This window comes from Thermobifida fusca NBRC 14071 = JCM 3263 (genome assembly GCF_001592045.1).
Classification (GTDB): Bacteria; Actinomycetota; Actinomycetes; order Streptosporangiales; family Streptosporangiaceae; genus Thermobifida; species Thermobifida fusca.
Genome location: NZ_BCWB01000035.1, coordinates 25,295 through 36,814 on the forward strand (window position 1 = coordinate 25,295; position 11,520 = coordinate 36,814).

8 protein-coding genes are annotated in these 11,520 nt (G+C 66.8%); all 8 read left to right on the forward strand.

Annotated features, from left to right (window positions below; translation table 11 throughout):
- Positions 1 to 481 precede the first annotated feature (481 nt).
- Positions 482 to 922, forward strand: coding sequence for an SSI family serine proteinase inhibitor (locus TF1_RS07925; RefSeq protein WP_011292508.1), 441 nt, complete (start codon positions 482 to 484; stop codon positions 920 to 922).
- A 356-nt stretch (positions 923 to 1,278) separates the two neighbouring features.
- Positions 1,279 to 1,848: a septum formation family protein gene (locus TF1_RS07930; protein ID WP_011292507.1), complete on the forward strand. Its 570-nt coding sequence runs from the start codon at positions 1,279 to 1,281 to the stop codon at positions 1,846 to 1,848.
- 483 nt (positions 1,849 to 2,331) lie between these two features.
- The gene (locus TF1_RS07935) at positions 2,332 to 4,278 is read left to right on the forward strand and encodes a SpoIIE family protein phosphatase (protein WP_169803313.1); all 1,947 of its coding nucleotides are present in this window, start codon (positions 2,332 to 2,334) and stop codon (positions 4,276 to 4,278) included.
- A gap of 6 nt (positions 4,279 to 4,284) precedes the next feature.
- Complete coding sequence (locus tag TF1_RS07940; protein ID WP_016188962.1) at positions 4,285 to 4,905, forward strand: phosphatase PAP2 family protein; 621 nt, start codon at positions 4,285 to 4,287, stop codon at positions 4,903 to 4,905.
- Between the two features lie 68 nt (positions 4,906 to 4,973).
- Positions 4,974 to 6,299, forward strand: coding sequence for a replication-associated recombination protein A (locus tag TF1_RS07945; RefSeq protein ID WP_011292504.1), 1,326 nt, complete (start codon positions 4,974 to 4,976; stop codon positions 6,297 to 6,299).
- Positions 6,300 to 6,844: 545 nt separating this feature from the next.
- Positions 6,845 to 7,927, forward strand: coding sequence for a hypothetical protein (locus TF1_RS07950; protein ID WP_061783786.1), 1,083 nt, complete (start codon positions 6,845 to 6,847; stop codon positions 7,925 to 7,927).
- A complete protein-coding gene (locus TF1_RS07955) occupies positions 7,927 to 9,363 on the forward strand; it encodes a hypothetical protein (RefSeq protein ID WP_061783787.1) in 1,437 nt (478 codons plus the stop codon). The genes TF1_RS07950 and TF1_RS07955 overlap by 1 nt, the downstream gene beginning before the upstream one ends.
- 11 nt (positions 9,364 to 9,374) lie before the next feature.
- Positions 9,375 to 11,520: hypothetical protein (locus TF1_RS07960; RefSeq protein WP_255266156.1), on the forward strand; the 2,146-nt coding region annotated here is incomplete at its 3' end.

The window sequence follows — 11,520 nt, forward strand, 5'->3', positions numbered from 1 at the left end:
GGCGGGCCTGGGAGGCCTCGGGCCTCGCTGGCCGGGGACGGAGCGCCCTCGGCCGCGGCCAGTATGAGACGGTTCGAAGCGCGGTGCTCTCCCCAGAGAGAAATCTTTGATCAAGAAATACGGGCGGATATGCGGGTGCCGTTCGGTAATCGCTGTTCCCAGCGGGAATCTTGTCCGTTATCGAGATAAACGTACGGGTTCAGGGTGCTCGCCCCAGGGTGGTGATAAGCCCGGGAAAAATGAAAATTATTCATGATTCTCTTTTTGTGCGAAGAAAAGTCCTCTGCTAAAGCTCCTGGTGGCCGGTAAGCGGCCGGCAGAAACCAGTTTTATGGTCGTGTGTGCGCTTTTGCGGCAATTTTTCGCTCATTACAGTGATGTTACGTCGCGGACTGGTTGCCGACAGTGACGTTAGTGGGGCTGTCGGTCCGTGGGGAGCACCCGCGTCGTGTGCCTTGCAAGAATCGGCGAAAGGTGACCTATGACCACCACGTTCCTCCGCCGCTCCCTTGCCCTCGTGGCGGCCACGGCTTTTGCCGTGCTTAGTGCTGGAACCAGCGCCTCTGCCAATCCCACCGACCCCGTGATCACCCCTGCCCCCCAGGCCAAGGCTGGTTTCGTCCTCACCCTTTCCCCGACCTCTACGGTTTCGTCCGTCAGCCAGTACGCGAGGGTGACACTGACCTGTTCCCCCGACGGAGGTACGCACTCCTCTCCGGAGAAGGCTTGCGATGCCCTGCGGGAAGTCGACGGCTACTTTGAGCGGCTGCGTCCGCTGCCCGGCGCCTACTGCCCCGCAGTATGGGACCCGGTGAAGGCCACCGCACGCGGCTACTGGGGAGACCGCCGGGTCTCCTTCGAGAAGACGTACGGCAACGCCTGCGAAGCCGGAGTGGCGACAAGCGGCGTCTTCTTCCTCTAACCCCACCAACCCACCCCCGCAGGGCCCGGCCGGCAAGGCCGGGCCCTGGCTGTGACGACACCCTCTGCTTGTGTGACTTGAGTCACGAGAACTGTCGGGGGTTGCTGCGGCATCTCACGAATCGGTTGTGACTTGTGAGCGAGTGGGCGGATTTCTCCGCACCATCCCTCGGCTTGCGGGCGAATACTCAGGTCGCGCCCCCAGACCAGGCGCCACCTTCGGCCCTAAGCTGGTCGGGCCTGCCATGACCCCGCACGTGGCCCGGCCGGGTGGCTCCTTGGTGCGGCCAGAGCCGTCCGTCAGTCGCGCACGAGTCGCCGCATCAAACCCCCGTTCTCAACACAAGTGGAGATTCGATGACCCTGGGTTCTCCCCGGTGGGGGATCGGCCGGTTCGTTACTGTTACGGCGACCGTTGCCGCTACCCTCGCGCTATCTGGCTGCGGGCTGCTCCTGGCCCAGAGAGACGCCACAGTGGACGAGGCGCTGCGGGACCTCGAACAGGACCTCAACGAGATGGAACAAGACCTCGAAGAACCGGCAAGCCCGAGCGCGACGACGGAGGAGGACGTCTTCGACATCAAGGTCGGCGACTGTCTTCCTGCAGAGGAGACCGGGGTCGAAGGAGAGATTTCGACCGTCCTCACCGTCCCCTGCAGTGAACCGCACAGCGGCGAAGCCTATGCGTCCGGGAATATGCCGGATGGCTCCTACCCGGGGGATACCGAAGTCCAGAACTTCGCCGAAGATTTCTGCTCGACGGAGTTCGACAGCTTCGTGGGGATCCCGCTGGAGCAGTCCACGCTCAGTTACAGCTACTACTTCCCGACCCCGGAGTCCTGGGCGGCAGGAGACCGGGAGATCCTGTGCGTCGTCTACGACCCGGCAGGCGACGTCACCGGGAGCCTGCAAGGCGCCGCACGCTAGCGCACACAGTTCACCTCACAGTTGACGGGCCTCGCCGCGCCACGGGCATTGCGGCGAGGCCCGACGCATATACGGAAAACGTCCGACGTCGCAACGGGTGCGCTGGGGCTCTGAACCGCTAGAATTGTGGACGGTGTGCCGAGAATCCCGCTGACATCTGACACAAGAAAGTTCAAGGGATTGGCAAAACAGCCCGGCGGAGCGGTAAATCTGTAGTGAATTCCGGTGGGCGAACCATTCTCCGACTCTGATTCGGTTGATCCGCACATCACCGGACAGAGCGGAAGCTTCCCCTCGACTCCGCAATGCCGCAAGGGGGGTATCCAACAAAGGCAGGACAAAACGGATGTTCGGGAGGGGTCCGCTGCGTGCGGACAGGACATTCGCGACGATACAGGGAAGATCTATTACGTGAACGGATCGACCGGCACAACGGACGGCTTCGCCGGTTCTGGAGGAAAGACTGACGCCCTCGTAGCAGGGATGAGTGATCCGGCGGGCACGGCCTTCCAGTACGCGCCGACCGCGATGCTTGTGGCTGACCCGGCCGGAGCGGTCCTCGCGGTCAACGACGCTTTCACTGCTCTCCTCGGGCGCCCGTCCACAGAGATCGCGGGACGTCCTTGGCCCGAACTGTTCACCCCTGACGACCACGGCCGAGCCTGGGAGCAGCACAACAAGGCACTGCGGGGCGCCGCCCCCCGACAGTGGCCCGACCTGACGATCCGCACCGCCGACGGGCTGTCCCGGCGCACCATCGTCCAAGCCCGGTCTTTCCCCGCCGCACCGGGCGGCGAAACCGCGGGCGTCGTCATTCAGCTCTCGCTGCTCAGCCACGACGAAGAGACCCTGCGCATCGTGACCGAGCTGCGGCTCAGGGAAGCGAACACCGCCCTGTGGTCCCTTGACCTCACCAGCGGCACGCTGAGCGAACTGTTCGGTCCCTCCCCGCTGGCCCGCATGCTCGCCGGGGACGCCTGCACCCTGGAAGAATGCCTCGCCCGAGTGCACCGGGACGACGTCTCCCGGCTACGCGCCGCACTGGAAACCGCCTACCAGGGCGGCAACTACGAGCAGCGGTTCCGCATGTTCGACCAGGTAGGAGACGAGCGATGGCTGTACGCGCGCGCCACCTACCTCGGGGGAGACCGGCCCCGACTGGTCGGCATCGTCGACGATATGACCGAGCACGTGCAGCTCGTACGCCGCTTGGCGGACCGCCGCCGCATCGAAGCAGCCCAGGGCCGTCAAGTCAACGAACTCGCCGCCAAATTGGTCTCCGCCACCACGGTGCAGGAGGTCACCAACCTGCTCAGCAGGGAGTTCACGCCTATTTTCGGCGGTGACGGCGCCCACGTCGTGCTGCTCGACGACACCGAGCTCCGCCTCTACCCGGAGAGCACGGCAAGCACCGGGCAGTGGCTCTACCCCGACAACCACCGGGATTCCGCCCACCCTGTCGGGGCAGTCCTCCACGACAGCCAGCCGCGCTTCTTCGAAAGCCGCTCCGAACTCTTGGAGCGGTTCCCCGCCCTAGGAGAGGCGCTCTGCCAGACTGACGACCACTCGTGGGCTTTCGTCCCGATGTTCGGGGACGGCAAAACCGCCATCGGCGTGTGGGTCGTGGCCTGGACCCAGCCCCACCACGCTACTCCGGACGAACGCGCCCTCCTGCTGACCTTGGCCGGACTCGCCGGGCAGGCCCTGCAACGCGTCAACCGCCAAAGCGCGGAACTGGAGCTGGCCGACGCCGTCCAACGGAGGATGCTGCCCCCGCAGCCCCCCGCCTTCTCCGAACTGGACGTGGCCGTGCGCTACCTTCCCGCCCGAGCTGGCTGGCGGGTCTGCGGCGACTTCTACGACGCCATCCGGCTTCCCGGGCGGCGGATCGGCCTGGTGGTCGGAGACGTCCAAGGCCACGGGGTGGAGGCTGCTGCCGCTATGGGACAGATCCGCATGGCGTTCCGCGCCTACGCCACCAACCAGAGCGATCCGGGAACCGTGCTCACCGAAACCAATCGGCTCCTCACCGAAACCGGGGAGATCGTCTTTGCGACCTGCGGCTACCTGGTGATCGACATTGACCTGGGACAGCTGCAGGCCGCCTGGGCCGGGCAGCCTCCCGTCGTGCTCGCCACCGAGTCAGGCTTCGAAGTGTGGGAGCCCGAGACCGGACCGCCCGTCGGGGTGGACGCGGAAGCGAAATACCCGGTGAGCTCCCGCCCGCTCCCTCCGGGAAGCACCTTGCTGATGTGCTCGGACGGGCTGGTGGAGAGCGCCGAAGTGAACATGGACGACGGCCTGGCCGCGGTAGGCAGCGAACTCAGCGCCAAAGTCACCGACGTCCACGGTGCGGCGACCGCGCTCGCAGAGCTCGCCCCCGCGGGACGCGGCGACGACATCGCTATCCTCGTCGCCCGGGTCCGCTGAGCCCCGGTGGCACGCCTCGGCGCGGGAGCCTGCGGCCTCCTCTCCGCGTTCACGCTCCTCACCCTCGTGCTGGCATGCAGCCAGCACGGGCCTTTCGGCTGGGACACGGCCCTCACCGAGACGGTCACCGCAGCGCGGACCCCAGCCGCGACGAAGGTGGCGGTCCTGCTCCACCGTGTCGGAGCATGGCCGTGGGGCGCCCTCCCGCTCACCGGGGTGCTTCTCCTCCCCTTGCTGCGACGGCAATGGTCGGCAGCGCTTCTAGTGGTGTCCGCATGGGCAGCCACCTCGCTGGTCGCGGTCCCAGCGGTCAAGTGGCTGCTCGACCGCTCCCGGCCGGTCGATCCACTCGTGTGGGAAGACACAGCCTCCTACCCGTCTGGGCATACTGCGTTCGCTGCGGTGCTCGCCGTCGCCGCCAGCGCGGTCTGCCCGCCCCGGGCCCGTCTCCCCACGGCCCTCTGCGGCACCGTCGTCGTCGCTGCCATGGCGTGGAGCCGGATCTACCTGGGCGCGCACTGGTTGACGGACACCGTGGGCGGAGCACTGCTTGGCAGCGGGATCGGGCTGCTGTGCTGCGGGCTGGGATACCTGCTGCGCCAGCGTTTCCGCGTCAGGCCCGAGTGAATCGGAGATGCCGGCCCGCCGCTACCGCGCCAGGGCAGCTGCACCAGGCGGCGGACTAGGCTGAAACCGTGTCCGAAACACTGTTCGACGACGCTGGAGCCGAAGCCCACCGGTCCCATGAACCGCTCGCGGTGCGGATGCGCCCGCGAACCCTGGACGAGGTGGTGGGGCAGCGGCACCTGCTGGGCGAGGGGAGTCCGCTGCGGCGGCTCGTGGAGGACGACGCGCCCATGGCGCTCCTCCTGTGGGGTCCGCCCGGCACGGGGAAGACCACACTGGCCACGGTGGTCAGCCGCGCTACCCGGCGACGCTTCGTGGAACTGTCCGCGGTCACCTCGGGGGTCAAGGACATCCGTGACGTTGTCGACGAGGCCCGACGCGAGCTCGGCATGCGCGGGGTCCACACCCTGCTCTTCGTCGACGAAGTCCACCGCTTCAGCAAGACACAGCAGGACGCCCTGCTGCCCGCCGTAGAAAACCGGTGGGTCAGCTTCATCGGCGCAACGACCGAGAACCCGTTCTTCTCGGTCATCAGTCCGCTGCTCTCCCGCTCGCTGCTGCTCACCCTGCACGCGCACAGCGATGACGACATTCGCACCGTGGTGCGCCGGGCGCTCACCGATGAGCGCGGGCTCGCAGGCCGCTACACCCTCACCGAGGAAGCGCTCCACCATCTCGTACGGCTGGCCGGGGGAGACGCGCGGCGCTCCCTCACCTATCTCGAAGCCGCCGCTCTGGTCGCGGGCGACCGCACGGAGATCACCGTGGCCGACGTGGAACGCGCGGCTGACCGCACCGCCGTCCGCTACGACCGCTCCGGTGACCAGCACTACGACGTGGTGAGCGCGTTCATCAAGAGCATGCGCGGCAGCGACGTGGACGCAGCTCTGCACTACCTGGCCCGCATGATCGAGGCGGGGGAGGACCCGCGGTTCATTGCCCGCCGCCTCGTGGTGCACGCCAGCGAAGACGTGGGGATGGCTGATCCCACGGCGCTGCAAGCAGCGGTGGCCGCGGCCCAGGCCGTCGAATTGGTCGGACTGCCGGAAGCCCGCATCAACCTCGCCCAGGCGGTCATCCACATCGCCCTGGCCCCCAAATCCAACGCGGTGATCACCGCTATCGACCGCGCGATCAGCGACGTGCGCGCCGGCAAGCTCGGCCCGGTTCCCGCCCATCTGCGTGACAGCCACTACCGGGGCGCTGCCGATCTCGGCCACGGGGCGGGCTATCGCTACCCCCACGACTATCCCGGCGGGGTCGTGGCCCAACGGTACCTGCCTGAAGGGCTGGACGGGGCAGAGTACTACCGGCCCACCACCCACGGTGCGGAGCGCCGGTTCGGTGAGGTGCTGCGACGGATTAAGGGTGTGCTGCGGGGCGGCTCCCACTGACCGTGGACGGGCCGGGTCTTTGCGGCGGTCTAGGGCCGCGCAGCTACGGGTGCCTGGTGTGGGCGCCGTGATGGATGCCTGGGAGTGCAGTGCCCTGGGCGCGGCGGTGCAAGGCCGTGTCTGCGCGGCGCCGGTGCTGTGAGCGGCGACCGGTCACCAGGCGCGGGTGGGAAGAGGGTTTTCTGCCGCGGCCGTCCAGACGATCCCGGAATCCCAAAAATGTGATGATCGTTGGAAGAAATCCGCCCGAAGAAGTGTCGCTTATCTGCAACAAAAGAGCAGAATGTCGTTTTTGGGAATTCTGGGGCGGCAGTGATGTGGTTCGCCGGGAGAGGTCTCCCTCGAACAGCACTCCCGGTTGCAAATGGTGTACTCTTCGGCGGCTCACCTGGGGAAAGGAGAATCTCCCCGGTGATGTTGCGGCATATCCCCAAAAATAGGGGTGATCTAGTCCTAGAGTGGGTTATTAGGGTCTTTCATCAAACTTGTTGAATGGCTGACAGCGACGCCTGTGAACGGACGTCGAATAGGGCGGGAACCACTGGATGACCGAGTACGCCACCGGAACGCCGCAGGGGGACGGCCGCTACCGCTACTTTTTTCGGGACGACAGCAGCGGTGACACGCAACGGGTCGAGGTACTCATCGAAGCGGTTGACCCGCAGACCGCCGAACAGTTAGCCGCCGAGGCAGCTTTGGCGGAACAGGCTACCGAGGCGGTCATGAACGAGACCGGAGGAAGATTCCCGCACAGCCTCGCCGAGTATGTCGGGACGAGAACAGGCACCAATGGCGCCCAGAGCACGCTCGTGCTGCGGATGCCCAAAGGAAGAGGACAGCCCTTCTTCCTGGAACCGAAAATCCAGCAGACACCCGGCATTCTTCCGGTCTCTCCCAAAGTGGTTCGCAAAATCGCCATCGACATCTACGAGGCGCTCACCGTCCTGCACAGCGTCGGCTACGTCCACGGTGCCGTGAACACCGAAAGCCTGGTGTGGAACCGGCGCGAGGCAGTGCTGGCCCGCTACCGCCGCATGGCCAGCGACCCCGACGGACGGCAGGGCGCCATCGACGTGGCCGACGCAGCCCGCCTGCTCTACCACGTCGCCATCGGACGACCCCTGAACGGCGACACACTTCCCCCCGGCGACCAGCGGGAACTCAACAGTCGACTGTTCGGCCTGGGTGACCTCATCGCCGCTGCGCTCGACCAGCAGGAGCGGCGCATCAGCGCCTCCGAAGCCTGGGCACGGGCCTCCCGCCTCGTGCCAGTAGAAAACAGCACAGCCGCCGCAACCCCTGCGGAGCGTCGGGAGGACAGCCCGGAGGAAGCCGAAGCGCGGCACAGGTTCCGGGCTATCCGGACTAGGCACGAGGACATCCGCCGCAGACGCTATCCCCCCGCGCCCCCGTCCGCCGAACCGCGCTGGACCCCTCCAGTCTCAGAGGAATTGCCGTCGCGGTCCCTAGGGCGGGTGCTGCTGGATGAAGGAATCGGGGCCTTCGCTCGCCGCCTGCTCGGCCGCATCGGGAAGCCGGCGGCAGCGGCCTCCCGGCTCGTGAGCGGAAAGGCGGCGGTGCTGCTCCTGGTGATCGTCCTTGTCGTACTGCTGGGAAGGATCCTGTGATGAGCTATCCGAGCCGACCGGCGGACCTACCGCCGACGGTGAACTGTCCCTACTGCCTTTCCCACATCGACACCTCGCGCGCCAGGAGCGTGATCCGCAACATCGCCACCCAGGAGGTCGTGGACGACGTCACCGACGCGGTCCGGCGGCGCGGACTGCTCGGAGTCGCCTCCTACGACCGCGGCAACACCTACCTGGAATGCCGTCGCGAAGTGCGTCTCGACCTGGTGCAGGGGGAATACGACTATCCCGGCACAGCCGATCCCTTGGACGACATGACAACCGTCGTCATGAACCGTCCCGGGGAGGACAGCCCCACGGCCGCCTTCACCGACGGCATCGGCTTCGACGACCCGGAGGAAGACGAGTCCGCCGGTCCCTCGCCTTTCTCGCTGGCCGACGACGCCGACGAGGACGGGGACGGGTGGGAGAGCACCACCGGGGCCCAGCCCAGCCCTCCCCTCCCGCCGCCGGCAGACGAGAACGAACTGCCCGAACCGCACTACATCCCCTACGAGTACTGCCAGGTCCGGCGCACCCTCAACATCGGACTCATCGGAACCAGCAGTTCAGGCAAGTCGCACCTGCTGGCGGCGATGCTCTACCGGATGCAGGAAGAGGAGGAACGGCTCGCGGAGCTCGGTTTGAAGGTGGAACCCTTCGCCGAGATGTGGGAGTACTACGTGCAACGGGAGGACATCGCCGGATTCTTCGCCCCGGACCGGCGTACCGTCCTGCGCCGCACCAGCCGGAACGACCCCGTCGAGTTCCGCATGGCCTACACGGTCACTAGCACCTGGACCGGCGAAGAGACCTACGTGGTGAGCTTCTTCGACGTGGCCGGCGAGCTCTTCCTGGACTCCAAAGCACGCAGCCGCCTCCAGTTCATCTACGGCCTGGACGCGTACATCTTCGTCGCCGACGGGCAAGCACTGTACGGCTGGGGAGGGAAACGCCGCGGCCTGCGCCACCCCTCCGGGTTCAGCAACGTGATCAACAAGCTCCGCCAGAACGAACGGCTGGTGGCGCGCGCCAAGGGGAAGACACCGCAGAACCCGCTGCCGCAACCCGCAGTTGTGGTCCTCGCCAAAGCCGACCTCCTGCTCGCCCAAAAGGAGTACTGGGTCAGCAGGTGGCTGGAGCTTGACGACGACTTCGTGCTGAAAACCGTCGACGAGGAGAGCGAGGACGTCTACGTCTACTGCGCGACCAACGGGGCTCGGGAATGGCTGTACCCGGTCAACGCTTTCGAGGACGTCACCCTCCACTTCGCCTCGGCGACCGGATGCGAGGAGCAGGACGGGCACTACAACAAGCGGAAGTTCCGCCACATGCGTGTCCTCCGCCCCCTGCTGTCCCTGTTCGCCATGACAGGACTCATCGACCCGAAGACGATCAACCACGCCTATGTGAAAGGTGTGCGCGAACCGCTGTGAAGGGGGATGGGGTGAGCACAACCCGCGGAGAGCGGGACCAGCGCATCCACCAGGTGGTGTTCCGGTGGACCGACCAGCACCTGCTGGGCGGGCGCGGCATAGGCCCGGTGGGGACGTCCCTGGGCCAGCGGGACCTGGCCTGGTGGAGCGGCCTGTTGGACAACGGGGACCTGGTCGGACTGCTGCACCCCGACCGGCCCGCACTGGGACTGCTGCGGCCGCAGTCCCGTCCCGGCATGGCAGTGATCGTCCGCGCCGACGCGGTACCGACCTCGTCCCGGGGCTCCCACCAGCTCCACGCTCTCGTGGGAACGGCTGACGTGCTGACTGCGCGGCTCGCCTTCGGCCTGCGAGACTGGGACGGATGGCTGCCCCCTGCGGACGGTTCGCTAGCCGACCCGCAACTGCCGGCGCTCGACCCCGCGGACCTGGAAGCCGCGAGCACACTTCCTGGCCGAGCTGATCCGCAAGAGGTTGCGGCGCTGCTGCGGCACGTACTCCGCCACCCCGACTACCACTTCCACTTCGCCGGGGCGGCCAGCGACCCCTACGCTCTGGGACACGCACTGGCGAGCCTGCTGGACGTCTCCCTGATCGTGGAAGGGGACGTGCAAGCGGCCGCCGTCCAACCACGAATCGCGGTCACCGTAGAGAAGACCCACTTGCGCATCCCGCCCGCGCACTGGTACCGCAAGTCCCCTGCCAGCCGGGCGCCGCTGGAGGACTGGGCAGAGGACATCGGCTACCTGGTGGAACAGGTGCTCGCCGCCCCGTCACAGGCCACCCCGCGTCGCCCACAGGAACTCCTGCAGAGCCTGTCCCACCTGCGCTACCAGCGCCAGGGCTTGTACCGGCTGCTGCGGCAGGCGCTCCGGATCGACACCCAAGGGGAAGAAGTAGCCAAAGCCCGCCGCTACCTGGCCCAAGACGACGGCCTGCGCTGGGCGCAGGGAGAATTCACCACGCTGAGCCTCAGCGAGACGACCGAACTGTGCCGGTTCTGGCGGGACTGGCCCAGCATGCCCGAACAGCTCACCGCGTTCCTGCGGAGCAGGGTGGCTTCCCTCGCACTGGACTGGGAGGACACCCCCGAACTCGACAGCCTGCGCGCCGCAGGCCAGCGGCTGTTTACTTCTCCCAGCTCAGCCCACAAACGCAGCGAACAGATCCGACCAGTATTCGACCGGATAGCCCGCCTATGGCAGGAGGGGCAGGGGCGCTCCACCATCGACCGCGGCGTACTGCTGTGGCACGCGCGGCAACTCGCCGACCTGTCCGCCACAGAAGTCCAGGCCCTGGTGGAGAAACTGGAAGTCCCCGCAGCACACTTGATCGTCCTCGCTGCCCACTACACGGGGGACCCTGGGACCCGGGAGTTCCGCCGCGGACTGCTCGGCGCCCTGCAGCAGTGCGCCACCGCGACGCAGGACCATCAGGAAGCGGTCCGTGCGGAACTGCAGGAGAACGGCTTCTTGCTGGAGGCACTAGCCGACGAGACAGCGGAGCGGCGACGGGAGCTCTTCGGCAGTCTGCTCGTGCTCGGCTACGGGCCACCCCAAGCCGGCCAGACCGACCCCCAGTTGTCCCGCCAGTTGGAGCAGGAGCTCACCCGCGTCGGTGGGCACCCCCTGTTCCACTCCCTGCTGCCGATCGCGGCCCGACACCTCACCATCGCATCGCGGCTCCGGATCTGGCGCGAGTTTCCCCACGTGGGAAACGCTTTGCCGCTCGACGGTGCGAGCACCTACCTGGCGGGCAGGCTCCTCCGTGCTCAGACAGTGGAGGAATTCCTCCAGACTCTGCGCCTGCTCTTCGACTTGCGATGCACCGGCGCGCTGCAGGTGCACGAATTCCAGCAGGTGTGCCAGGAGCACGAATACTTCCAAGAAAAACTGTACGCCTTCCGCGACACAAAGGACCCCTACGGCGAGGCAGGGCTGGACATCATCTTCGCCTTGGCAGAGCTGATGTGGCTGGCCAGCGGAGAAATGCCCCCAGAGGACCGCGAACGCGCCCTTTCCGAAAAGAAAGTGCGGGAACTGGAGCGGGAGGAACGGTTCCCCGATCCCCCCTATTTCCGGCTGGCGCTCATCCGTGTCTCCGCCACCCACTGGGGCCACACCGCAACCTCGGAACGCCTGTGGAACAGTTTCCCGA